This window comes from Rahnella sp. 1L-D-7-B-C2 (assembly GCF_057290995.1).
Genome location: NZ_JBXAVQ010000008.1, coordinates 89,307 through 114,612, shown reverse-complemented (window position 1 = coordinate 114,612; position 25,306 = coordinate 89,307). Strand labels below are relative to the sequence as shown.

The window sequence follows — 25,306 nt, the reverse complement described above, 5'->3', positions numbered from 1 at the left end:
AACAGTGAATTGCTTTGTGCGCTTAGTTTAACAATCCCGCCCCCACGTTAATCGACAACCCCAAAATCGCCAGATTAAAGACGAACGAAATCACCGACTGCAACAGCGCGATCTGGCGCATATCGGTGGTGCCGGTTTCCACGTCGGCGGTCTGCGACGCCACAGCGATGGTGAAGGAAAAATACAGGAAATCCCAGTAGCCAGGTTGCTCTGGCTTTTCAGGGAAAATCATCGGCGTCACGTCTTTGCTGAGGCGCAGATAATAGTGATGGGCGTAATGCATGGCGAAAGACGTCGGCAGTAACGCCCATGAGGCGATAAGCGTCGTGGCGGTCAGCAGAATATGCAGCGCGCGCGGTGTACCGGTCAGATCTTTGAGCGAACCGAGCTCCATCAGGATCGCCAGAATGCTCACCAGACAGGTGATCGTCACCATGCTCAGCACCAGCGTGGCGCTTTCATCCTGCGTTTTGGCGATGTGCGGAATATTTTTTGCCTCGGTGCGCAGCATGCGAAACCACAGGAAAAACAGATACAGCCACGCCAGCACGTTCCAGCCGATCAGCAGGCGCTGTAACAGCCCGAGATGGGCGGGCAGAAGAAAAAAACAGCCCACCCCGGCCAGAACAGATATCAGCAACCGGGAGCGCACCTGCAGATAATGTTTGAGAGAAAAGCTCATGGTGTTAAGCGCTTAGCAAAGAGGAAACGGATGACTCAACTGTAGTCGCTGATCGCATGCTTGGCACTTCTTAGCGGGTGCGCAATTTCTTCCAATACCCGGTGTGGCGGGAGTGATGTAGTGAGTTTACCTCTCTACCCGCACTCAGGATTTGAAATCATGTTTACTACGTCATTCTGGCCGTCTGCGACGGCATACCAGGTTTCGATGATGGATCTGGATGTCCCGGAAAATATCAATCCTAAAGCGGTGCAAACCATTCACTATTGCCTGCGTCTGACCGAGGCCATCAATCAGCTGGAGGCCGCCTGCGAAAGCCGTTTGCTCGATGCGCTGCGCGAGGAAATGGCGATCCAGTGTTTCCGCTTAGCGCCGCTGTTTGACGATCCTGATACCCGTCGCGGCCTGTTCCTGCGCGCCGAAATGCTGGCGGATGATTCGTGCAGTAAAACCGTGCTGCCGCAAATTGCCGGTCTTGATGAGCAGCAGCTTGTGCTGGGCATCGGCAAGACTTCGACGTGGGTGGGAAAATCAAAACAAAGTTATTACTCGTCGTGGTTCGGCGAACCCGCGCCGATGTTGCAGGAAATCTCAGACGTGATGGACAGCCTGTTTCCGCAAAGCCTGTTGTTTCTGCAAAAAGAAATCGCTGCCGATCTGCTGGCGCTGCCGGGCTGTGCGTACAAGATAATCAACCTCTTCGGCATTGCCGGAGAAGCCAACACTTACCCGAAACACTTTGCCTATTTCTTCCCGGAGGACGAGGGGCTGAAGTATTCGCCGGTCAAACGCACCGTGGTATTTGCCAATACCTACCTGCAACTCTTCGAGATGTTTTCTCGTACCGAAGCCGCGAATCTCGGCTGGGCGGAAGACGTTTTACCGGAAAGCCGCGTTTGCCAGCGTTATCTGATCGCCTGGTTCCGCGGGCACGATCTCGGGCATTCGCTGGTGCGTAACGAAAATGTATTTCCGAAGCTCAGCAAGATTGATCGCTGGGGATCGATGATGGTGCAGGAAGCGCTGGCCGATCAGTTCGGATTGCTGATGTGCCTGACGCCGCAGGTCGCCGATGGATTGCAGCTCGACCGTAACGTGCTGGCGCGGATCTACTTCCTCGAGATCCTGCGCTATCTGCGCCGGGGGCCGTCGAGTTACCCCGACGCCGGAGCGGCCTGGATCCAGTTCAATTATTTGCGTGAACACGGCTGCATTGAGCTGTCGGCAGAGACCATCGGTTTTCACCCTGAGCTGTTCTTTACCCAGATGGCCAGCCTGACGCGGCTGATGAGCGAAGAACTGCTGGGTGGAGATACTGAACGTGCGAAAGCTTTTATGCAGCAGCATTGCCCGCACACCAACCCTGAAGACGTTGAGATCCTGATGGCGCGTTTGGGCACCACTAACGACATGATCGAGTACAACCAGCTGATCAAGCGAGTCCCGCTATGATGCCGTTTTCCAATGGATTTTTGCTCAGCCTGTCGTTGTGTCTGGACATCGGCATCGCCAATATTGCGATGATCACGCTGGCGATGCAGCGCGGCTATTTTCACGGTTTCTGGCTGGGGATCGGCACCTGTATCGGTGACCTGATTTACGCGGTGCTGGCGCTGGCAGGGATGACGATTTTGCTGCAATACCAGAGTGTACGCTGGGTGTTGTGGGTCGGCGGTTCCCTGATGCTGATGTGGTTTACCTACAAAATGATCCGGGCAGCGCTGGCACCGGCAGAGAATATGTCCGCCAGCGATAACGGCCAGCCGCGCTCAGTGATGCGTAATTTCGGGCGCGGCGTGGTGCTGGCGATGTCGTCACCGACGGCGATCTTGTGGTTTGCGGCGGTCGGCGGCGCGCTGATTTCCCGCATGGGGCAGGGCGGTACGGCGAATGCTTCATGGTTCCTGACCGGCTTTTTTATTGCTGGCGTATTCTGGACGGTGGTGTTGTGCTGCGTCGGCAGCTGGGGCGGGAAAATGCTGGGCACTAAAATGCTGAAATATTCCTACGTCGCCTCGGCGGCGATCTTCTCGTATTTCGCCATTTACGTGGTTATCTCCGGTTACCGCGAATTTATTTTGGTATAGGCGTCAATGGATCGCTTAACTGCGTACACCGCAGGCATGCAGCGACTGCGAATACAGATGGGGAGTGATCCCCATCATTTTGCGGAAGGTATTAATGAAGTGACTTTGATCGTAAAAACCGAGACTGATAGCCACGTCCAGCGCATTGTTGTTTTTACGCAGCTGATTGCGGGCTTCCAGCAACCGTAACTGCATGTGGTACTGCAAGGGCGGCATACCGATGTGCTGGCGGAACAGCCGCACAAAATGGAATTTACTCAGCCCGCTGACCTGCGCCAGCGTGTCGAGGTGGATCTTGCGGGTCAGGTGATCGCGCATGAAATCCAGCGCCAGCGTGACAGGCCGCAGCGACTGCTCCTGCTCTTTCGCCGGTTCTTCCAGCAACGCGCCCAGCAGCCACAATAAGTTTTGCTCCTGATCGTCGTCGTTCAGGGTGCGTTTGTAATGGCGCAGCGCGGAAAACAGCGCCGGATTACTGAGCACGCCTTCGGTCAGCACCGGCGCGCAGTGATCGGAACGCAGATTGTGATCAACCGAGACCTGTCGCAGCAACGACTGGGGAATATGTACGCTGAGGAATTCGACTTTCTCATCGCCAAACAGTGAGGATTGCACGGTCGAAGGATTATAAATTGTGATTTCCCCGGCGCGAACCAGTTCGGTTTTTCCGTGCAGCCAGATCTCTTCCGTACCGGTCAGATTGGCGCTAATCACATATTCGTCGTGAGTGTGACGCGGGAATGAGGAGTTACTCGCGGTCAGATGCGAGCACTCAATATCGTTAGCCATCGTCCATTCAGAAATTGAAAGAGACACGTAACACCCCAGAATTCATTGCGGCGAAAAAGCAGGCATTTCTTATTTTCGATTTTTTCGATCAAATCCTTTTCATTCTTGCTACATGTCCGGTTTTTGTAAACTCTGAACACGTAAAAGAGCGCACCAACCGGAATTTTAGGATTTTGCCCATACCTCTCCGGAGATGCGCCGGCCGGGTTTTGTGAGGCGTAAATGTTAACCAACAGGCTTAATCGTTATTTTTTAATAGCCATTGTCGCCGCTTTATAAAACGAATAACCCGCCAGCGCCTTTTGTTTTACATCCCAAAAACAATTTATAAACCCGCAGAAAAAGCAATGTGGCAATACGTGCCAGATTTCGCTGCGTATTTTATTTATTGCCTGCGTTTGGCCTTCAACGGCTTGTCATTTCGGCTATTAATAAGGCAAAATATGCGCCCCGCAAAACGGGGATAACCCGTTTTGACGTCATTTAAGAACACATTCTTCTTACAAGAAAACATTCAAAAACCAGAGGCCGGGCTTCGTACCGGATAGATATTTACTTTCAAATACCGACAGTCATGTCGCAAGGAAACATAAATGGTGCATCACTCTCTTTATGTGGCGTTCTCCGTCATGGGAATTAAAAATCATGTCAGATAACGTCATCTCAGGTAGCACTTCCCGCGTGGAGCTGCGTAAAACACTTACGCTGGTTCCGGTTGTGATGATAGGCCTGGCCTATATGCAACCTATGACCCTGTTCGATACGTTCGGTATTGTCTCTGGTTTGACCGACGGCCATGTGCCGACCGCTTACGCCTTCGCCCTGATTGCGGTCCTGTTTACTGCGCTGAGCTACGGCAAGCTGGTGCGCCGCTATCCTTCGGCGGGATCGGCCTACACCTACGCACAAAAATCTATTCATCCGGTGGTCGGATTTATGGTCGGCTGGTCGTCTTTGCTCGATTACTTATTCGCGCCGATGATCAATATTCTGCTGGCAAAAATCTATTTTGAAGCGCTGGTGCCTTCGGTGCCGTCGTGGATATTTGTCGTGGTGCTGGTCGGCTTTATGACCCTGTCGAATCTGCGCAGTATTAAAACCGTTGCCAACATTAATACGCTGGTCGTGGTGTTGCAGATTATCCTGATAACGGTGATCACTGGCATGGTGATTTACGGCGTTGATCACGGCACCGGTTATGGCACGCTGACCAGCACTAAACCGTTCTGGGGTGAGAATACGCATACTGTGCCGCTGATTACCGGCGCGACGATTTTGTGTTTCTCATTCACCGGTTTTGACGGTATCAGCAATCTTTCGGAAGAAACCAAAGATGCCGGGCGCGTTATTCCACGGGCGATTTTCCTGACGGCGCTCATTGGCGGCGCGATTTTCATCACGGCAACCTATTTCCTGCAACTCTATTTCCCGGACATCTCCAGCTTCAAAAACCCGGATGCGTCGCAGCCGGAAATTATGTTGCAGGTCGCGGGCAGGGCGTTCCAGTTCGGCGCGCTGATTTTCTCCAGTATCACCGTTCTGGCCTCCGGCATGGCGGCACACGCGGGCGTTTCCCGTCTGATGTACGTCATGGGCCGCGACGGCGTCTTCCCGAAACGCTTCTTCGGCTATATTCATCCGAAATGGCGCACGCCGTCCTTTAATGTGATTCTGGTCGGCGCGGTTGCGCTGATGGCGATTAACTTCGATCTGGTCACTGCAACGGCGCTGATTAACTTCGGTGCGCTGGTGGCCTTTACCTTCGTTAACCTTTCAGTGATTTCGCAGTTCTGGATCCGTGAGAAGCGCAACAAGACCTTTATGGATCACTTCCAGTATCTGTTCCTGCCGATGTGCGGCGCGCTGACGGTGGGCGCACTGTGGGTGAATCTGGAAGAAAGCTCGATGATCCTGGGGCTTATCTGGGGCGCGGTCGGTTTCGTCTATCTGGCCTGCGTGACCAAAAGCTTCCGCAATCCGGTGCCGCAGTATGAGGATGTAGCGTAAGGCTTTCGGCAGATACAGTGGCTAAAAATAAAGAGCGACTCATTTCACAATGCGTCGCTCTTTTTGTTTTTCCTCTGTCACGCTATTCCTGCCAGCCGGAGGAACGCCGTCACCACTGCCGCCGCGATAATAATCACGATCAGCGGCGCCTTTCGCCATGCTAGAAACAGCGCCACGCCGACGCCGGTCACGCGGGCGAATCCGGCAAACTGCGCGCCTTCAAACAGCGCAGTTGTGGCGGCAACCGCAAGCAATAGCGTCGTTGCTGAGTCTGATAGCATCGTCTGCGTTGCAGGGGATAAATTCAGGCGCGAGCCCAGACGGTAACCGGCTACGCGCATCAGGAAAGTTCCGGCGGCCAGCACGGCAATACCGGCAACCCAGAGCGTTTGCTGCGTCATTTTCTATTTCTCCAGGTCAGTAATCCGAGCAGCGAAAACAGCACCGGCATACCGGCGGGAACGAACGGCACCGCCGCTACCGAAATCAGCGCACCGGTCGACGCGGGGATGAGTGTCCGGCGATTTTTCAGTGCCGGGAATATCAGCGCCAGCAGAATGGCGGGGAAAACCGCATCCAGCCCGATAGCCTTAATATCTGGAATAAATTGCCCGATAAACGCGCCCGCGATAACACTGATCGGCCAGAACAGCGCGATACCTGCGCCGCACAGCCAGTACGCCGTTTTGCGCTTTTCATGCGTCGGCTGGGAAATCCCGAACACCACACTTTCGTCATTCATGATATGGCAGCCGAGCCAGCTAAGGTGCTTATGGCCGACCAGATCTTTGACCGCAATACCAAACGGCAAATGTCGCGCATTCACCAGCAATCCGGCCGCCGCGGCGGCGAACGGGCTGCCGCCTCCACCGACAATGGCGATAAACAAAAACTCCGAGGCACCGGCGAGTACCAGCAAAGAGAGCGTGAGAGGCACCCATAGCGGGAAGCCGCCGGCAACCGCCAGAGAACCATAAGAAATACCGACCAGACCGTCGGCCAGACAGACCAGAAAGATGGCTTTCACCACATCATTTCCGAGCGGAGAAAAGAGTCGCTGACGCATAATTTAATCCCATAACGAACGAATAATCATTATAATGAACGCATCTGAATCGTTCTTCAAGTCGAACGATCGTTCGTTATAGATAAAAAGGGACTGCAATGTCACAACCTATCAGCGTTATTTCAAAAGGTCTGGTGCGTGAACGTCAGCGGACCGGACTGTCACTGGCGGAAGTTGCCCGTCGGGCAGGGATAGCGAAATCCACGCTGTCGCAGCTGGAGGCGGGTAACGGCAACCCGAGTTTAGAAACGCTATGGGCCCTGTGCGTCGCACTGGATATTCCTTTCGCACGCCTGATGGAGCCTGAGCAAAATAAAATGCAGGTGATCCGCCGTGGCGAGGGCCCGACGGTGGTCGCAGAGCTGGCGGATTACAAAGCGGTGCTGCTCGCCACCTGCCCGCCGGGCGCACGTCGGGACATTTATCTGCTGACTACCCAGCCGGGCGCTGACCGCGTCTCCAGCCCTCATCCGCAGGGTTCGGTCGAGCACATCATTATCACGCAGGGCCGCGCGCTGGTCGGTCTGGTGGAATCGCCGGTTGAGCTAAACGCCGGTGACTATATTTCCTATCCGGCAGACGTGGAACATATCTTCCGCGCGCTGGAACCGGACACCATGGCGGTACTGGTGTCGGAGCAGAGCTGATCAAAACGCAATCAGTCTTCTGGTCACTTTGTTTTTTAGCAGCAGCGTGGAAGATGCCACAGAAAGCAAAAACGTTAGCAGGATGACAAAGAGTTTGGCGGTCAGGGAATGGATCGGGATCCACTCGATCAGCAGATTGAAAAAGCTGTAGTGGAGGATATAAACGCCGGTCATGGTTTTACCGAGCGCGCCAACCATTTCGCCAACCGGCCTTTTTATGGCGTCCGCTTTCACACCGTTGGCCGCGATAATGATCAGCACCACCAGCAGGTATACCTGCGAACCGGTCAGAATGAAGCTGTTTTGCTCGACCTTGAAGAGTGAAAAGAAAAAATGCTTTTCGTACATCCAGGTAAAAATATACACAAAGGGAATGGCAATCGCGGCAGCAACCGCCACGCGCGGGCGGCCATACAGCCGTGAAATCTTGTGGTCGAAGAGCAACTGGCCGGTGAGATAGTAAAGGATCCACGTCCAGATGCGGAACTGCGCAGGGATGGAGAAGACCTGATTTTGCGGATGATAGAGCGCCAGCAGGTCGTAGGCGAAGGAGAAAATCAGTAACGCGCCAGTCACGCAGGCCAGTATGCCGGTGCGCTTTGCCAGCCATTCCACCACCGGATGAAAGGTATAGATAACAACCAGCGAGAAGATAAACCACGGCTGGATCAGATACCCTTTCTGATAGGGTTCCCACAGGTAATAGACGGTGAACCAGAAAATAAAGAGGGTTAAAATTGCGCGAATTTTTCTCATCTGCCACTCGGAGGTGTTTTCCTCTGAGCAGGAACCTGCGTCCATATAACCGTTGACGACGAAAAACAGCGGCGTCGCAATGGTCGAGATGAAGGTCAGAAAAGCCAGAATCGTGTCGTAGTTATAGTTGTAATCGTCATACGTGTTGTACACGGTGAAAAAAGTCACGGCAGTCAGGCAGCCGAGGGTTTTAATAATATTGAGTCCCGTGGTGTTCATTATTTGCTGCGTTGTCCTTCACGATGAAAACAGTTGTAAATCACAGGCAGAACCAGAAGCGTCAGCACTGTGGCAAAGCCCAGTCCGAACATGATAACAACGGCCATGCTTTGGAAAAATACATCAAGTAACAACGGCGTGAGACCCAGCACGGTGGTAAAGGCGGTCAGCAGGATAGGGCGCAGACGCGATGTCGCCGCATACACGATGGCTTCTGCCTGACTTTTTACCTTTTTCTGCTGATTGATTTCTTCGACCAGCACGATCCCATTGCGGATCAGCATCCCGCTCAGGCTGAGCAGGCCAATCAGCGCCATAAATCCAAACGGAATACCGGTCAGCAGGAAACCCAGGGTGACGCCGATCAGTGCCAGAGGAACGGTCAGCCAGATGGCGATGGCATTTTTTACCGAGCTGAACATCAGCACGGTGATGATGAACATCATCAGGAAGCCGATCGGCAGCGTGGTGAATAATCCCTGTTGCGCCTCGGCGGAGTTCTCCGCATCACCTCCCCACTCAATGCTGTAGCCGTGCGGCAGTTGCAGTGCTTCCACTTTCGGTTTGATGCGCGCCAGCATATCGCCGGAGGTTTCACCGGTGGCCGCGTCCGGGTCGGTCTGTACGGTGAGCATACGCATACGGTCACGGCGCATGATGAGCGGATCTTCCCATTCGACGCGGAACTCGCTCACCACGTTGCTCAGCGGAATAAATTGCTGACGCGTCTGGCTCCAGACCATAATGTTCGCCATATGATCCACGTCCAGCCGTTCGTCAGCCGGCGGTCGTAAGACTACGGGCATCAGCGTCGAGCCGTCACGGTAAATCCCCACTGTGCTGCCGCTGAAATTCATCTGCAACGCACTGTCGACTTCTCCCCTGTCGACGCCCAGCTCGCGGCCAAGGTAGGGCGAGAACGTCGGACGGACCATTTTGCTGCGCTCCTGCCAGTCGTTGCGCACGCCGTCGGCAGCGCCGTCATCGAGGATAATCTGATCCACCTGACTGGCGATATGGCGCAAAGTATCCGGATCCGGCCCTTTGATCCGCACCTCGATCGCGCTGTCGCCTGAGGGACCAAACATAATGCGTTTGAGCCGCGCATTCACTTCGGGGAAGTTTTGGTGGATATTCTGCTCGGTGCGTTGGACAAGCCCGGCGATTTTGCGCTGATCGTCCATCCGCACCATGATTTGGGCATAGTTGGAATACTGGCGCTGGCCGTTGTAGGTCAGAATAAACCGCATCCCGCCCTGACCGATGGTGGTCACGGTATTTTCGACGCCTTCCTGTTCGTTGATATTTTTTTCGATTTCTCTGGCGACTTTTGCGGTGTAATTAATGTCAGTGCCGTAAGGCAGCCAGAGATCGACGAAGAAAATCGGTGTATTCGAAGAAGGGAAGAAGTTTTGCCGCACGAAGCTGAACCCCCAGACCGAGGCGACCAGCAGCGCTGCCAGCACGGTAAGGGTGAGCGTCTGACGGGTCAACAGCGCATTGAGCATGCAGCGGTAGACGCGAAATATCCAGCCGCCGTAAGGGTCAGCCTGCTCATCCGGTTTCCTCTCCGCCAGCGGCATATTGGCAAACGCCCATTTCACCAGCACCGGCGTCAGTGTCAGCGCCGTCACCCAGCTAAGCATCAGTGAAATCAACAGCACCTGGAACAGTGATTTACAGTATTCGCCGGTCGAATCCTGTGAGAGACCGATGGGCGCAAACGCCAGAATGGCGATGACCGTCGCGCCAAGCAGCGGCAGGGCAGAGCGTTTGATGATATGCGAAATGGCGTTCATCAGCGGATTGCCTTGCTGACGGGAAATCAGCACGCCTTCCACCACCACAATCGCATTATCCACCAGCATACTGAGCGCGATAATCAGTGCGCCCAGCGAAATACGCTGAAGCTCAATGCCGGACAAATACATGATAAGCAACGTACCGAGCACGTTCAGCGCGAGAGAAACCGCAATAATAATACCGCTGCGCAGCCCCATGAAGATAAGCAGAGTACCGACCACAATCGCCAGCGCCATCAGGAAGTTAATGATAAATCCGTCGACGGATTTTTTAACTTCGGCGGCCTGATCGTAGAATACTTTAAGCTCGATCCCGGCGGGTTTATCAGCCTGCAGATCCTGCATTTTGGCTTCGATGGCGTGACCGATATTCATCACATTGACGCCGGGAATATATGAAACGCCGAGGGTTAGCGCGTTACGGCCATTGGCGTGATAAATATTACCCGGATGATCGGTGACACCCTGAGAAATGACGGCAATATCGCGCAGATAAATACTGTGCGTCGAGCCCGCCGGGCTTATCAGCACATTATTCAGCTCATCAATGTTTTGAAATCCGCCGGTGGGATGCAGGCGGATCGACTCACTGCCGACGGTCATGCTGCCTGCATCAGAGACGATATTTTGCCGGTTGAGCACATCCGCCAGCCGCGCCAGCGTGACGCCGTACGCCGCCATTTGTGCGCGGGAAATTTCGATCGTCACCTGCTCAGGAATGATGCCGCCAATCGCGACTTTGCCGACGCCGGGTACCAGCACCAGTTCCCTGCGCAGTTGTTCAGCATATTTACGCAACTCAGGGTTAGTAAAACTGTCGCCATAAATCGAGAAAAAATAGCCGTACACGTCGCCGAAATCATCGTTAACAAACGGCGGGCTGACGCCGGGCGGAAACTGCAACGTGGCGTCGTTGACCCTGCGACGCAGCTCATCCCAGATCTGCGGCAGCTCAGAAGAGTGATAGCGGGAATCGATATTGACGGTGATTTGCGATAAGCCGACGGCGGAAATCGAGGTGATATTATCGACGTAAGGCAGGCGTTGCAGGGCGTTCTCCAGCGGCAGTGTGACTTCTTCTTCCACCTGCTGCGACGACGCGCCGGGATATTGCACCGAAACGACGGCGGTTTTGATAGTAAACGCCGGATCTTCCAGCCGCCCGATGTTGAATAACGCGATCAGCCCGCCCACGCCGAGCAGAAGGATCACCAGCCACACCCGCGTCGGGTTATTGATGAAACTGTCGTTGATCCCCATTACAGACCCCGTTCCCGCGTCCAGATGCGCACCGGCTGTTGTGCGTGTAACTCACCCACGCCGGCCGCCACCACCCGTTCTCCTTTCTCCAGTCCGCTGGTGATTTCAATCCCTCGCGACGTCAGTTCCCCCACAGCCACCTTTCTGTCCTCAACGTGCAGTTTGTCGCCATCTCCGGCGATCACCCAGACATGTGCTTCGTTGCGCTGCTGGCTGTCCGGGTTGAAGACCGCTTCCACCGGGATCACCAGCGTATTATCAGGCGTCGCGGTCGCGAGGTTAGCCGGATTGACCGTCACCGTGCCGCTGAGCCCCGCCACTGCCGGGAAATTTTCAGGACGCGGCATGGTCAGCGTAACCTGCCACGTTAAGGTATTGGCTTCGCTGCTGGCGGTATGTTCTTTATAGCTGGCGGTAAATTCACGTCCGGGCAGGGTATTGATACGAACCAGAGGGCGATACTGCGCGTTACGGATATCCAGACTGGTGAACAGGTTTTCCGGCACGCTGAAGATAACGTCCAGCACATCTGAACGGCTAAGCATGGCAACCGGCTGTCCGGCGGCGATGACCTGATGATTACGCACGTTCAGTCTGGCGACAACGCCGCTGAACGGCGCGATAAGATTCAAATCATTGAGCTCTTCCTGAGCAATTTTTAAGGCGGCGACGGCAGAATCGCGGCTGGCTTTATGCACTTCCAGCTCAGCCTGTGAGACCACGTGTCGCCGGGCAAGGGTTTGGTAACGCTCGAACTGGCGCTGCGCCAGCGTTGAAGCACTGCGGCGATCGTTAAGCCGCTGACGGGCGTCATTGTTGGAAAGTCGGGCGAGGACTTGCCCCTGTTTGACCGCCTGCCCTTCGCGCACGTCTAAGGCATCGAGCTGACCTGCGCGTTTAAAGGCAATTTCCGTATTATCACCCGCCAGGATCCGCGCCGGAAAAACCCGCGTACTGGCAAGGCTTACCGCGTCTGCCGTGGCAACTTTAACCTGACGCGGTAATACCGGCGCTTCAGGGGTTTTCTGGTCGCAGGCGCTTATCAGCAACGCAATGACCAGCGAGAGAGAAAAACGAATTTTCAATATACTTCCCCTCATTGAACAACCCGTGAAAATAATAAATACAAACAGAATGTGCAGGGTTTTTTCTGTCACCCGGCTGACTTATTTCATTCTGTCTGTGTTTCATTAAGGTGTGAGTGAGTTATTGTTTTTGTTTGCTTATTTGATTTTCCGTTCCGCTTATTAACACTATTTAACACGGTATATTATAGTTTATACAGCTTTACGCATCTTGCCAGAAACCTGCACGATAATTCGTTCGTTATTCTCTTTATTCGTGAACCATTTCAGGGGTCAAAGAATTATGGATAATACAACGCCACGTTCTGTGGAACCGACATCATCGGATAAACTTTGGTATCAACTAAGCGTAGAAGAAAGCCTCGCAGGGCTGCAGTCCGGTCTCTCCGGGCTCACCGCAGAGGAAGCCCGGAATAAACTCAGGCAACATGGCCCGAATGTTTTACCGCAAAAAGAAGGTAAGTCTTTATTTATTAAGTTTATCTCTCACTTTAAAGATATTCTCATTTATATATTACTGGCTGCCGCCGTTGTCACCGGGATTATGGGGCACTGGGTGGATACGCTGGTCATATTAGCCGTGGCAGTTATTAATGCACTGATAGGGTTTATTCAGGAAAATAATGCTGAGAAATCATTGAAGAGCATTCAGAATATGCTGTCCAGTGAGGCACTGGTATTACGTAACGGACAACAAGTTACCGTGGGGACGGATGAAATCGTACCGGGGGATATTGTTCTGTTGCGGCCAGGGGACAAAATCCCCGCCGATTTACGCCTGATCGACGTGCATAATCTTCGTGTTGAAGAAGCCATTCTGACCGGTGAATCCACCGTTGTCTCGAAAAAAACTGACCCGCTGGAAGGTGAGAAATCCATTGGCGATCGTAAGAACCTCGCCTACTCAGGCACTACCGTAAGTTCCGGGACGGCCAGCGGCGTGGTGTTCGCCACCGGCGGCCATACGGAACTCGGGCATATTAACGAGATGCTCTCATCGATTGAAGACAACAAAACGCCGCTGCTGGTGCAGATCGACAAACTGGGGAAATCTATCTTCGTCATTATTTTGTTCATGATGGCGGCGCTGCTGATCTTCGGTTATTTGCTGCGGGATATTCCATTCGGCGAGCTTCTGCTTTCGGTCATCAGCCTGGCGGTGGCGGCGGTGCCGGAAGGGTTACCGGCGATTATTTCGATCATTCTGTCGCTGGGTGTTCAGGCGATGGCGCGTTCTAAAGCCATCATCCGTAAGCTTCCGACCGTCGAAACGCTGGGCGCGATGTCGGTCATTTGCTCAGATAAAACCGGCACGCTGACCATGAACGAGATGACCGTCAAAGCGGTCATTCTGGCGGATAATGTCTGGACGGTGGAGGGCAGCAGCTACGAACCGACGGGGAGTTTCACCGTCGCGGGGCAGGTGAGCCCGCAACCGGCGGATTCTTCGCCGCTGCTGACGCAGTTCCTGCGCACGGTGGATATCTGTAATGACAGCACGCTGTCGCAGGATGCGCAGGGGCACTGGAAAATCACCGGCGGGCCGACTGAAGGCGCGCTCAAAGTGCTGGCCGCCAAGGCGCGTCTGCCTGAAGTTTCGCATCAGGTGAGCAGCAAAATCCCGTTTGATTCGCTCTATAAATACATGGCGATTGCCTGCGAGAAAAACGGTCAGTCGCAGGTCTTGCTGACCGGTGCGCCGGACGTGTTGCTTAAACTGTGTCAGTTCCAGCAAACGCCGGAAGGGGCGCAACCGCTGGATCTGGCTTACTGGGAATCGGCGATCACACAGTACGCCAGCGAAGGGCTGCGCATGGTTGCGGCGGCGTGGAAACCGGTCGATCAGCCGGTGGCCTCACTTGATCACCCGGAGTTGCATCAGGGCATGGTGCTGATAGGCATTGCGGGCATGATGGATCCGCCGCGGCCTGAAGCGATTGTCGCGATTGGTGAATGCCAGCAGGCGGGGATCCGCGTCAAGATGATCACCGGCGATCATCAGGAAACCGCGATGGCGATTGGTAAGATGTTGGGGATCGGCAACAGCGAAAACTCCATCACCGGCTACGAGCTCGAGCATATGGATGATGCACAGCTCAGAACGGCCGCCGTGCAGTTCGACATCTTTGCCCGCACCAGCCCTGAACATAAACTCCGGCTGGTCAAAGCATTGCAGGAGACCGGTGAAATTGTCGGCATGACCGGTGACGGCGTGAACGATGCGCCTGCGCTGAAACAGGCCAACGTCGGGATCGCAATGGGGATCAAAGGCACGGAGGTGACGAAAGAATCTGCTGATATGATTCTGGTGGATGATAACTTCGCGACCATCGCCAATGCGGTCAGGGAAGGGCGCCGGGTTTACGATAACCTGAAGAAAACCATCCTGTTTATTATGCCGACCAACCTTGCACAGGGGCTGCTGATAATTATCGCTATCCTGATGGGTAACCTTCTGCCGCTCACGCCCGTGCAAATCTTATGGATGAACATGGCGACCTCCGCAACGCTCTCCTTCGGGCTGGCGTTTGAGAAAGCCGAAAGCCGCGTAATGCGTCGTCCGCCACGTAATGTCAGTGCGCATGTGATGGATAAATACGCCATCTGGCGCGTAGCGTTCGTTGGCTTACTGATTTCTGTCAGCGCCTTTATGCTGGAAGCCTGGCTGCAACCGCGTGGCTATGAACCGGAATTTATCCGCACCGTGCTGTTACAGACGCTGGTGACCGCGCAATGGGTTTACATGATCAACTGTCGCGATTCGGAAAAATTTTCTCTCAGCCGGGGGCTGCTGCAAAACAAAGGCATCTGGATTGTCACCGTCGTGCTGTTCACCCTGCAGGCCATCATCATTTACGTCCCGCTGATGAATACGCTGTTCGGCACGCGTCCGCTGCCGTTCATTTATTGGATAATCGGATTGCTGATAGGCGTGGCGCTGTTCGTGATTGTCGAGATAGAGAAGGTGCTGACCCGAGGATGGCGCAAGGCGGGATGATGTAATTGTGGAGAATCAGTACCCACAGAAAGCAAAAAACCAGCCGTTAGGCTGGTTTCTTTAAATAGGGTGCCCGGACTCGGACTAACGCCGCAGGCGTTTGAACAACGGCTTTGCCGTTGGCCCGCAGGGCGAGCCTGCTAAGGCGAGTCATCGAACGGAGTTCGATGGAGAGTCCGAACCACGGAAAGCAAGAAACCAGCCGTTAGGCTGGTTTCTTTAAATATGGTGCCCGGACTCGGAATCGAACCAAGGACACAGGGATTTTCAATCCCTTGCTCTACCGACTGAGCTATCCGGGCAACGCGGCGCATTAAACCGTATTGGGCATGTATCGTCAACGGGTTTTTATGACAAACGGCGGGTTGGTCACTCGAGTGATGTTTTTTACAACGATTTGCCGGTTTTCCCTTCAACGTATTTACAGAGCCACGAAAGCCTCTGCGGCCTGAGAAAATTCGCGCTCCGGCGGTGTCGCATTCTGTAAGAATTTGGCGCTATGTTCAGGGTTGAACAGGGGGTAAAAAGATGACATTATTGCGCCGATTTATTAAACAACTCCCGTTCCCGTTTTCACGCGACAGCTCAAGAGGGTTGCGGCATGGCTGGTTTATCACATCGCGCTTTACGGTTTTTCTCTAAGCGCAGAAAACATCTGATGATGATCTCCGGGTGCTGTAAACGCCACGATTTCAGTTTTCCTCCTTTTGCAGATCCTTTCATGCGGTAAGGCTACCGTTTGCCCGCTGTAGGCATTATTAAAAACAGAGAATTCACCGACTGCTCTGATTTTACTGTTGTCTATCAGACGTGGCTGAGCCTGAAACGCCAACTGTCACCACCTTGCCGCACCGGCATCGTCACGTCACATTCGACGTCTCACTCAGGCCAACGTCAATTGCCGGGCTGGACTCTGCGCATTGTTTTCTTGTGACGTAAGTACCAGCTCATTGCCGTGCCCTGTGGCACACCCTCTTACTTAACCGTTTGAGAGTCTGAATGAAACTTTTAAAACTTGCAGCAAGCACCTCCGTTTCCCCTTATCTCCAGACAGCGCGTCTGGTGGCTGACCTGCGTCGCGCCGATTTTGCCGACGTCGCCGCCATCATTATCTCCGTCGGGGATTTAAACCACGGCAGGCTGGCAGAAATTGAAAAGCTGGGGTTTGGTATTCCCGCGTTTGTGGCTGTGCAGGGAACCGAGCAGGTTTCGCCTGAGTTTTTACCAGCGCTGAAAGGCGTGATCACCTTATCGGACGCCAATCAGGCATTTTATGCCGCGCAGATTGAATCGGCGGCGCAGGCCTATGAAGAAGCTTTGTTTCCGCCGTTTTTCGACACGCTGAAAAAGTATGTCGAAATGGAGAACTCCACCTTCGCCTGCCCGGGGCATCAGGGCGGTGAGTTTTTCCGTCGCCATCCGGCAGGGCGTCAGTTCTATGATTTCTACGGCCCAAACATTTTCCGCTCTGACATGTGCAATGCCGACGTCAAGCTGGGCGATTTGCTGATCCACGAGGGCTCGGCGAAAGATGCGCAAAAGTATGCCGCCAAAGTCTTTAACGCGGATAAAACCTATTTCGTGCTCAACGGCACGTCGGCGGCGAATAAAGTGGTGACCAATGCGCTGCTGACCCGCGACGATCTGGTGCTGTTCGACCGTAACAACCATAAATCTAACCACCACGGCGCGCTGCTCCAGGCGGGCGCGACGCCGGTATATCTTGAGACGGCGCGCAACCCGTTCGGCTTTATCGGTGGTATCGATGCGGCCTGTTTTGACGAAGACTATTTGCGCCTTCAAATCAAACAGGTTGCGCCGGGTCGCGCCGGTGAGAAGCGTCCGTTCCGCCTGGCGATCATACAGCTCGGCACCTATGACGGCACCGTATACAACGCGCGTCAGGTGGTCGATAAAATCGGGCATCTGTGCGATTACATCCTGTTTGACTCCGCATGGGTCGGTTACGAGCAGTTCATCCCGATGATGAAAGAGTGCTCGCCGCTGCTGCTGGAGCTGGACGAGAACGATCCGGGCATCATTGTCACGCAATCAGTCCACAAGCAGCAGGCCGGGTTCTCACAGACTTCGCAGATCCACAAAAAAGATAACCATATCAAGGGGCAGAAGCGCCATTGCAGCCATAAAAAGCTCAATAATGCTTTCATGATGCATGCTTCCACCAGCCCTTTTTATCCACTGTTTGCCGCGCTGGATGTCAATGCGCGCATCCACGCCGGTGGCAGCGGTAAACATATGTGGATGGAGTGCGTGAAGCTCGGCATCGAAACCCGCAAAATGTTGCTCGAACAGTGCTCGATGATTTTGCCGTTCGTGCCGCCGGTTGTTGACGGTATCGCCTGGCAGAATCATGAAACGGAGCAAATGGCCAACGACGTGCGCTTCTTCGATTTCGTGCCGGGTGAGCGCTGGCATGCCTTCTCCGGCTATGCCGAGAAGCAATATTTTGTCGATCCGTGCAAACTGCTGCTGACCACGCCGGGCATTGATGCAACGACCGGTAAGTACACTGAGTTCGGCATTCCGGCGACCATCCTGGCGAACTATTTGCGTGAAAACGGTATCGTGCCGGAGAAATGCGACCTGAACTCGATCCTGTTCCTGCTGACCCCGGCGGAAACCCCGGCCAAAATGCAGTTGCTGGTCGAGGAAATCGCGCGCTTTGAGCAATACATCGAAGAAGATGCCCCGCTCAGCGAAGTGCTGCCGACGGTGTATCGTAAAAACGAAGACCGTTACCGCAATTACACCATCCGCCAGCTATGCCAGGAGATGCATAATCTGTACGTGAGTTTTGACGTCAAGGAACTGCAAAAAGAGATGTTCCGTCAGAAGAGTTTCCCGCAGGTGGTGATGAACGCACAGGACGCGCATAACGAGTTTATCCGCGACAACATTGAGCTGGTGCCGATTGGGGAAGCTGAAGGCCGTATCGCCGCAGAAGGCGCGCTGCCTTATCCTCCGGGCGTACTTTGCGTGGTGCCGGGTGAACTGTGGGGCGGCGCGGTGCAGCGTTACTTCATGGCGCTGGAAGAGGGCATCAATCTGCTACCGGGCTTCTCCCCAGAGTTGCAGGGGGTTTATATCGAGAAGAAACCGGTCGGCTGGAAACGCGTGATGGGGTACGTGATAACCGTGTAATGTGTTAATTTCATTGTAAATAAGGGGCGAAAGCTCTTTATTTACTTGATTAATAAAGATGACTTATTGCGAGGTATTCGCGGGAAATATATATTAGCATTTAAATTATTATTTATTATGGTTCGTTGATTATCATATAAATAATGTATTAAACATTCATTATCAATTAGTTGACTTATTATTTATTCTTGGTATTTTACACGCGGTCATTTAGCCAACTCACTATTTTCGATATTTTTATTTATTGACTGTTTATACTCAATTTATTTTAAATCCATTAATGAGTTTCCATATTCATTTTTTGTTATCGCTATTTAATTCAAGGGAAAGAATGAATGGTAGTATGTAAAGGGCTGCCTTTAATTATTATGATAACACTCCCTCTATTAAGTGCATGCACGGTTGTTCCCGGGAGTCACTTGCCACTTTTAGGGAAAACGGTCAAACACTCAGAGAGTGCTACTGTTAATATTAATGACCTCGTCGATGTTTACCCGATCACTCCAGATCTCGTTGCGCATATGCAAAGTAAGCCTGTCATCGCACAAACGAATCCTGTCTTAGAAAATGAGTTAAAAGCTTACGAATACCATATTGGTATTGGTGACGTTATTATGGTGACTGTCTGGGATCACCCGGAACTGACAACGCCAGCGGGGCAGTATCGCAGTGCCGGTGATACAGGAAACTGGGTGCATGCCGACGGTAGCATCTTTTATCCTTACATCGGAAAGGTTGAAGTTGTGGGTAAAACAGTAACAGACGTTCGGGAAGATATTACTGAAGAACTTCGCAATTTTATCGAGTCACCTCAGGTCGATGTGAGCATTGCGACTTTCAGGTCTCAGAAAGCGTTTGTTTCAGGTGAAGTGGTTAGAAGCGGGCCACAGGCAATTACCAATATTCCTTTGACCGTCATTGAGGCAATCAATCAGGCGGGAGGGATTACGGAGTTTGCTGACTGGAATAACGTTACGCTGACAAGAAATGGAGAAGAAAAACATATATCATTATTGGCGCTTTTGCAAAATGGTGATTTGACTCAGAATTATCTCTTATATAATGGTGATATTCTCTATATACCGCGTAATGATGCGCTCAAAATTTTTGTTATGGGTGAAGTCAATAAACAAGCGACGTTAAGGATTGACCGAAATGGAATGTCGATCACCGAGGCCTTGGGTAATGCAGGGGGAATTGATCAACTGAGTAGTGATGCCAGTGGCGTTTTTGTTATTCGATCAAATAAGAATAAATCACCAGCAAACAAAAAAATAGCCACGATTTATCAGTTGAATATCCAGGATGCATCATCACTTGTTCTCGGTACTGAATTCTTACTTGAACCCTATGATATTGTCTATGTCACGACAGCGCCTGTTGTGCGCTGGAATCGCGTTGTGAGTCAGTTAGTGCCAACGATCACGGGCATTAACAGTGTAGTTGAAGCGGCGAGGTGGACACACAGTTGGGGAACATAATTTGTAAAAATATTCTGGTTGTCTGCGTGGGTAATATTTGTCGCTCACCCGTCGGTGCGGAAATTTTGCGCCGACGGTTGCCCCGACAAAATATTTATTCAGCCGGACTTTGTGCGCTTGTCGGACATTCTGTTCATCCCGCCGCCTTACAGGTTGCGTCGCAAAATGGAATAGTTATAGAAAATCATTACGCACAACAGGTTACCCGGGCTTTATGCCATCAGGCTGATCTGATCCTTGTTATGGAGACATCGCACATTCCTTTGCTCGTCAATATCGCGATTGAGGCCAGAGGAAAGATAATGCTCTTCGGCGGCTGGCACAAAAATAAAAATATCCCCGACCCTATAGGTTGTGATGAAACCATGTTTAACACTATGTTTCATCATCTTCTTGAGGCCGCCGATGGATGGGTAAGATTTTTCGATAAATAAAGTTTTAGTTTTTATAAGGAAGTAATATGTCAAATAATATACATACCCTTACTCCCGAATCCAAACAAGAGGAAATAGATATCTCTCAAATCCTGGGTGTGTTAGTGGATGGTCGTTATTTTATAATCGTAATCATGCTGATCGCTATTGTTATTACAGTCGCCATTCCTCAATTATCTACACCAGTTTATCGAGCTGATGCATTAATTCAACTCGAGAAAGATAAGAATAATAGTTTTTTCCCGGAATTAATGACGGATTTACCGGGGGCAGCACCGGTATCATTATCTGAAAGCACACTGATTAAATCCCGATCCGTACTCTCGCAAACAGTCGATGAATTTGATCTGGATTTAGACATTTCTGAAGAAAAAAAGAGTATCTGGAATAAATTCTCCTCCTTTTTTTTAAGCGTGACAAAACCGACGCTTAAAATCCGGCAGTTTGATATTCCAGATTATCTGCAGGATAAACCGTTTGAATTGACTGTTCTTGCAGGAGAAAAATATGTATTGCAGAGTGATAATTATCAGGCGACAGGGAGTATCGGAAAAATACTCAATGATAACGAACTGAGTGTTTTCATTGAATCAACGGATGCAGTGCCGGGGACGCATTTCACCATAAATAAGATCGATCAGGTTGAAGCGGTGGAACAACTCCTGAAACGGCTTTCAGTAACGGATATCGGTACGAATAGCGGCATGCTGAAGCTTTCATTAGCAGGAACAAATAAAAAAAAGATTTCCGTTGTATTAGATTCTATTTGCAATAATTACATACGCCAAAACATAGCAAGAAACTCCGAGGTCGCCAGAAAAAGTCTCAATTTTTTACAAACGCAAATTCCGAAGATCAAAAAACAGCTGGAAGAATCTGAGAGTGCACTCAACTCATACCGGGAGATGAATGACAGCGTGGATATCTCTCTGGAGACGAAGGTACTGTTAGACAAAAGTATTGCTAACGCTACTCAGATTAATGAACTGGCGCTGGAAGAAGCCTCTGTCTCTGAGAAATACACGAAGGGACATCCCTTGTACAAAGCATTAAATGAAAAACAGATGATGCTCAATAACAAGAAAAAAGAGATCGATGCAAAAATCAATGCGATGCCTAAAACTCAGCAAAACATCATGCGCCTTACACGTGATGTGCAGACCGGAAATGAGATTTATATGCTCCTGCTGAGTAAGCAGCAAGAATTGAGTATTACTCAGGCAAGTGAGATTGGGAATGCGCGTATTATTGATGGGGCTGCGGTAAATTATCACCCGGTGAAAACTGCCAAATCTCTGTTATTGGTCATTGGTGCTATGTTGGGTTTTGTTATTTCTGCCGCAATCCTTTTTATTCGTGTTTTTCTTCAGCGCCTCGTGACGACACCCGAACAACTGACACAGCTGGGGTTGACGGTATACAGCGAAGTGCCTTATGTCCGCAGGAATAAGGCAAATGCATCAGGACTCATAGTTCTGAAAGAACCCTATCATTTAACAGTTGAGGCCATCCGAAGTTTGAGAACCAGCCTTTATTTTACGATGAAATCCTCCAAAAATAAGATCATCATGATCTCAGGCCCTGACAGCGGTGTCGGGAAGAGTTTCATCAGTGGTAATCTTGCGGCAGTATTTTCTCAGTCAGGACTGCGTGTGTTATTGATTGATGCTGATATGCGGCTTGGGCATATGCATACACAACTGGAAGTTTCAGTGGGTTATGGCGTATCTGATATTTTATCGGGTAAAAAAAGCATTGAAGAGTGCATTGTTCATACACCGCTCGAGAAGCTGGATTTTATTTCTAGAGGATCCGTTCCGAACAATCCTTCCGAGTTATTGCTAGGTTCATCGCTCGCCAGTTTATTGAATTATGCAAATGATAATTATGATTTAGTGCTTGTAGACTCGCCCCCTCTTTTGCGGGTAGCCGATGCCATTATTATTGCAAAACTCACGGGGACAAATCTGATCATTTCCCGTTTCGAACTCACTAAGTTGCATGAGATCAGCGCGACTATTTCTCGTTTTGAGCAGGCAGGATGCCGTATCAATGGCGTGGTATTAAATGCGATTAAAAGGCGCTCATCGCGATCCCTTAGGGGCAAGTATTACGGGTATTATGGTTATGGTGAGGAGAAACGTCAGCCTTAGATAAAAACGGAGACCCTCTCGGATCTCCGCTTTCATTTCTCATGCCATAAACCTCAATCCACGCGGCGGTAACTGCGCTGCGTGTTGTTCACTTTGTACAGATAACGGCGTGATTCGGCAGAGGGGTGTTTCGTCGTCAGCGTGGCATAGACGTCACCGGCGGACATGCTGTTGATGATGTTAAATGCCTGCGTTTTATCGCGGGAGAACACGCGTAATACGCTGCCCGCACCGCCGTTGTAAGCGGTGATCACCGCATAGCGTCGCGCAGTCGGATCGTTGATGTTGCCTAGATAGGTCTTCTGCAAAATCGCCAGATACGCCGTACCGGTGTTGATATTATTCTGCGGATCAAACAGATAACTGCGGCTCGGCTTGCCCCATTTCCCTTCGGATTTAAATACATCAACGCCTGCGGTGTGTTGCACGACCTGCATCAGCCCCAGCGCATCGGCGTTACTCACTGCATACGGGTTAAACGCGGATTCGGTTTGCATAATCGCCAGGATCAGTGACTGATCGACACCGTATTTGGCAGACGCTTCGCGGATCATCGGCAGATATTTGTGCGCACGCTGATTCAGGTGGTTAGGCACCATCTGGATAGTTACGGAATAGATAACGTGCAGACCGGACTGGCGGCGCATCAGCTTGTTCTGTATCAGATAATCAGCAAAGCTGGCGGCGCGGCCTTCCCAGCGAATCGGCTTACCGGTGTTATCGAGTACCTGCCCGTACAGCATCGGTTCGCGGCTGATCTGGATGTCGTTGGCGTCAGAATAGAGGTCGACGTTGCCCGGATCTTCACCCACCAGCAAGGTGCTGATGATTGCCTGACGCAGGCTGGCGGCTGGATCGGTGCCTGAAATGGTTTCGAGGGTGATGGTACCCGCATCAAAGTTGATGTGGCTGCGGGTGTAATATTGATCGCTGTATTTTACGTAGTCTTTCGGACCGGCGATCAGGACTTCATTCATCCCCCAGATGTTTTCGATATTATGGGCAAACTGACCCATCAAAATATCAAACCCATTGGTGTCTTTGACATAAGCTTCGTTGAACTGGTCTTTCTTACTGCCTGAGCAGGAGATCAGCATCGGGGCGATAACCAGCAAAGCTAAAATTTTCTTCATCTTAAAACCATTTCTGGTGAAAGAAGCAGACACCCGAAAGCGACTGCTTTGTTGTTATTGATGATTATTTTTCAACGATCAGTTTGAAGGCGGGGTATAGCCTTCAATATGCACATCCTGACCTTCGAACAGAAAATTCACCATTTCCTGTTCCAGCAGTTTGCGGTCTTCGGGGTTCATCATGCTGAGTTTCTTTTCGTTGATCAGCATCGTTTGCTTGCTCATCCAGCGCGACCAGGCTTCTTTCGAAATCTCGTTATAAATGCGTTTGCCAATCTCGCCAGGGTACAGCTGGAAATCCTGCCCTTCGGCATCCTGCTTCAGGAAAGTGCAAAAAATTGTTCTGCTCATACTGATTCCTTATCGATCGTTTTTGGGGACGGTTCTTTTGCCAGTTGCGTCAGTAAACGCTCCACCGGCGCGGCCAGCCCGACGAATTGTGGTTGCGCTAAGTTATACCAGAGACCCGCACCTTCATCCATGCAACCCGCAGATGTTCGCAGATTTAACCACATCGGGACGATATCCAGATGGAAATGGCTGAACGTGTGGCGAAAAGCGGTCTGCTGTTGAAGCTGATTTGGCGTCGCGCCGTATTTATGCAACCCCAGCGCCAGCTCTTCTTCGGTAGCGTATTGCGGGAAGCAGAACAAGCCGCCCCAAAGGCCGACCGGCGGACGCTGCTCCAGCCACACTTTGTCATCTTGCTGAATCATCAGCATAAACGCGGTGCGTTCCGGCAGGGTTTTCTTGGGTTTCTTGCCGGGGTATTTTGCCCAGCTGTTGTGCGCGTAAGCTTCGCAGCCGGTTTTCACCGGGCAGAGCTCGCATTTCGGTTTGCTGCGCGTGCAGACCATCGCACCGAGATCCATCATCGCCTGATTAAACTGCGCGACGCCTTTTGCTGGCGTTACGTCTTCGCTTATTGCCCACAACCGGTTCTCAGTTTTCTTCTCGCCTGGCCACCCGTCCACGGCGTAACACCGCGCCAGCACGCGCTTCACATTCCCGTCTAAAATGGGATAGTGCTGATTAAGCGCCAGCGAAAGGACGGCGCCCGCCGTCGAGCGTCCAATACCGGGCAGGGCGAGGATTTCGTCGAATGTCGTCGGGAATACGCCGCCGTGCTGGCTGGCGATAGTCTGCGCCGCTTTATGCAGATTGCGCGCACGGGCGTAATAGCCAAGGCCGGTCCACAGGTGCAGCACTTCGTCGAGCGGTGCGGCTGCGAGATCGGACACCGTCGGGAAACGTTGCATAAAGCGTTCAAAATAGGGGATCACTGTCGCAACCTGGGTCTGCTGCAACATCACTTCTGAAAGCCAGACTTTGTAAGGTGTTTTTTCGATTTGCCACGGCAGCGTTTTGCGTCCATAACGCTGATACCAGTCGAGCACCAGCATTGAGAAATTTTTTGCTTCCATGAAACCAGGGGTTTCCATCATGGGTGAATTACAGTCCGGCAGGGTTAAAAGACGGGGGTGATCACATCACAGTTGTTATCGGGCTGTAAACCGGAACTTTCCGGACTGTATTGACGGATTT

Annotated in this window: 19 protein-coding genes and 1 tRNA gene; 9 read left to right on the top strand and 11 right to left on the bottom strand. The window is 51.8% G+C overall.

The window, feature by feature from the left end; genetic code table 11:
* Window positions 1–22: 22 nt before the first annotated feature.
* On the bottom strand, window positions 23–682 hold the full coding sequence (locus AC0Z7K_RS14855) for a DUF1345 domain-containing protein (protein ID WP_413527912.1): 660 nt from the start codon (window positions 680–682) through the stop codon (window positions 23–25).
* 159 nt (window positions 683–841) lie between these two features.
* On the opposite strand from AC0Z7K_RS14855, the gene AC0Z7K_RS14850 reads away from it, so the two are divergent.
* Together AC0Z7K_RS14850 and AC0Z7K_RS14845 are read left to right on the top strand one after the other, a co-directional pair.
* Window positions 842–2,134, top strand: a complete 1,293-nt coding sequence (locus AC0Z7K_RS14850; protein ID WP_485615023.1) for a hypothetical protein — start codon at window positions 842–844, stop codon at window positions 2,132–2,134.
* Complete coding sequence (locus AC0Z7K_RS14845; protein ID WP_413527914.1) at window positions 2,131–2,769, top strand: LysE family transporter; 639 nt, start codon at window positions 2,131–2,133, stop codon at window positions 2,767–2,769. The genes AC0Z7K_RS14850 and AC0Z7K_RS14845 overlap by 4 nt, the downstream gene beginning before the upstream one ends.
* A gap of 15 nt (window positions 2,770–2,784) precedes the next feature.
* Here AC0Z7K_RS14845 and AC0Z7K_RS14840 read toward each other — a convergent pair whose 3' ends face one another.
* Window positions 2,785–3,585 (bottom strand): helix-turn-helix transcriptional regulator, encoded by an 801-nt coding sequence (locus tag AC0Z7K_RS14840; protein WP_413527915.1) that lies wholly within the window; start codon window positions 3,583–3,585, stop codon window positions 2,785–2,787.
* Between the two features lie 618 nt (window positions 3,586–4,203).
* Here AC0Z7K_RS14840 and AC0Z7K_RS14835 point away from each other — a divergent pair.
* Window positions 4,204–5,565 carry an APC family permease gene (locus AC0Z7K_RS14835; protein WP_413527916.1) on the top strand — a complete coding sequence of 454 codons (1,362 nt, stop codon included), beginning with the start codon at window positions 4,204–4,206 and terminating at the stop codon, window positions 5,563–5,565.
* Window positions 5,566–5,642: 77 nt separating this feature from the next.
* On the opposite strand, the gene AC0Z7K_RS14830 is transcribed toward AC0Z7K_RS14835, so the two are convergent.
* Window positions 5,643–5,966, bottom strand: a complete 324-nt coding sequence (locus AC0Z7K_RS14830; protein WP_413527917.1) for an AzlD domain-containing protein — start codon at window positions 5,964–5,966, stop codon at window positions 5,643–5,645.
* A complete protein-coding gene (locus AC0Z7K_RS14825) occupies window positions 5,963–6,631 on the bottom strand; it encodes an AzlC family ABC transporter permease (RefSeq protein ID WP_485615022.1) in 669 nt (222 codons plus the stop codon). Before AC0Z7K_RS14825 ends, AC0Z7K_RS14830 begins: the two co-directional genes overlap by 4 nt.
* Before the next feature lie 98 nt (window positions 6,632–6,729).
* Between AC0Z7K_RS14825 and AC0Z7K_RS14820 the strand changes: the two genes are divergently transcribed.
* Window positions 6,730–7,278, top strand: a complete 549-nt coding sequence (locus tag AC0Z7K_RS14820; RefSeq protein ID WP_413527919.1) for a helix-turn-helix domain-containing protein — start codon at window positions 6,730–6,732, stop codon at window positions 7,276–7,278.
* Here AC0Z7K_RS14820 and AC0Z7K_RS14815 read toward each other — a convergent pair whose 3' ends face one another.
* Genes AC0Z7K_RS14815 through AC0Z7K_RS14805 form a run of 3 tightly spaced genes read right to left on the bottom strand, consistent with a single transcriptional unit; the run spans window position 7,279 to window position 12,415 of the window.
* Entirely contained in the window at window positions 7,279–8,253 is a 975-nt protein-coding gene (locus AC0Z7K_RS14815; RefSeq protein ID WP_485615021.1) for an acyltransferase, read from the bottom strand. It lies immediately after the preceding gene.
* A complete protein-coding gene (locus AC0Z7K_RS14810; RefSeq protein WP_485615020.1) occupies window positions 8,253–11,315 on the bottom strand; it encodes an efflux RND transporter permease subunit in 3,063 nt (1,020 codons plus the stop codon). The genes AC0Z7K_RS14815 and AC0Z7K_RS14810 overlap by 1 nt, the downstream gene beginning before the upstream one ends.
* Complete coding sequence (locus tag AC0Z7K_RS14805) at window positions 11,315–12,415, bottom strand: efflux RND transporter periplasmic adaptor subunit (protein WP_485615019.1); 1,101 nt, start codon at window positions 12,413–12,415, stop codon at window positions 11,315–11,317. Before AC0Z7K_RS14805 ends, AC0Z7K_RS14810 begins: the two co-directional genes overlap by 1 nt.
* Window positions 12,416–12,683: 268 nt before the next feature.
* On the opposite strand from AC0Z7K_RS14805, the gene AC0Z7K_RS14800 reads away from it, so the two are divergent.
* A complete protein-coding gene (locus AC0Z7K_RS14800) occupies window positions 12,684–15,398 on the top strand; it encodes a cation-transporting P-type ATPase (protein ID WP_485615018.1) in 2,715 nt (904 codons plus the stop codon).
* 226 nt (window positions 15,399–15,624) lie between these two features.
* Here the strand turns inward: AC0Z7K_RS14800 and AC0Z7K_RS14795 are convergent.
* Window positions 15,625–15,700, bottom strand: a tRNA-Phe gene (locus tag AC0Z7K_RS14795).
* Between the two features lie 697 nt (window positions 15,701–16,397).
* Here AC0Z7K_RS14795 and speF point away from each other — a divergent pair.
* The 4 genes from speF (at window position 16,398) to AC0Z7K_RS14775 (ending at window position 22,628) form a co-directional block, all read left to right on the top strand.
* Window positions 16,398–18,560 (top strand): ornithine decarboxylase SpeF, encoded by a 2,163-nt coding sequence (gene speF / locus AC0Z7K_RS14790; RefSeq protein WP_485615017.1) that lies wholly within the window; start codon window positions 16,398–16,400, stop codon window positions 18,558–18,560.
* 335 nt (window positions 18,561–18,895) lie between these two features.
* Window positions 18,896–20,041 carry a polysaccharide export protein gene (locus tag AC0Z7K_RS14785; protein WP_485615016.1) on the top strand — a complete coding sequence of 382 codons (1,146 nt, stop codon included), beginning with the start codon at window positions 18,896–18,898 and terminating at the stop codon, window positions 20,039–20,041.
* A complete protein-coding gene (locus AC0Z7K_RS14780) occupies window positions 20,017–20,475 on the top strand; it encodes a low molecular weight protein-tyrosine-phosphatase (protein WP_485615015.1) in 459 nt (152 codons plus the stop codon). Before AC0Z7K_RS14785 ends, AC0Z7K_RS14780 begins: the two co-directional genes overlap by 25 nt.
* A 26-nt stretch (window positions 20,476–20,501) precedes the next feature.
* On the top strand, window positions 20,502–22,628 hold the full coding sequence (locus tag AC0Z7K_RS14775) for a polysaccharide biosynthesis tyrosine autokinase (RefSeq protein ID WP_485615014.1): 2,127 nt from the start codon (window positions 20,502–20,504) through the stop codon (window positions 22,626–22,628).
* A 53-nt stretch (window positions 22,629–22,681) separates the two neighbouring features.
* Here the strand turns inward: AC0Z7K_RS14775 and mltC are convergent, their stop codons facing one another.
* From mltC to mutY, 3 genes are all read right to left on the bottom strand, one after another.
* Window positions 22,682–23,761: a membrane-bound lytic murein transglycosylase MltC gene (mltC, locus tag AC0Z7K_RS14770; RefSeq protein WP_413527928.1), complete on the bottom strand. Its 1,080-nt coding sequence runs from the start codon at window positions 23,759–23,761 to the stop codon at window positions 22,682–22,684.
* 78 nt (window positions 23,762–23,839) lie between these two features.
* Window positions 23,840–24,112, bottom strand: coding sequence for an oxidative damage protection protein (locus AC0Z7K_RS14765; RefSeq protein ID WP_056773291.1), 273 nt, complete (start codon window positions 24,110–24,112; stop codon window positions 23,840–23,842).
* On the bottom strand, window positions 24,109–25,185 hold the full coding sequence (mutY, locus tag AC0Z7K_RS14760; protein WP_413527929.1) for an A/G-specific adenine glycosylase: 1,077 nt from the start codon (window positions 25,183–25,185) through the stop codon (window positions 24,109–24,111). Before mutY ends, AC0Z7K_RS14765 begins: the two co-directional genes overlap by 4 nt.
* Window positions 25,186–25,306 lie beyond the last annotated feature (121 nt).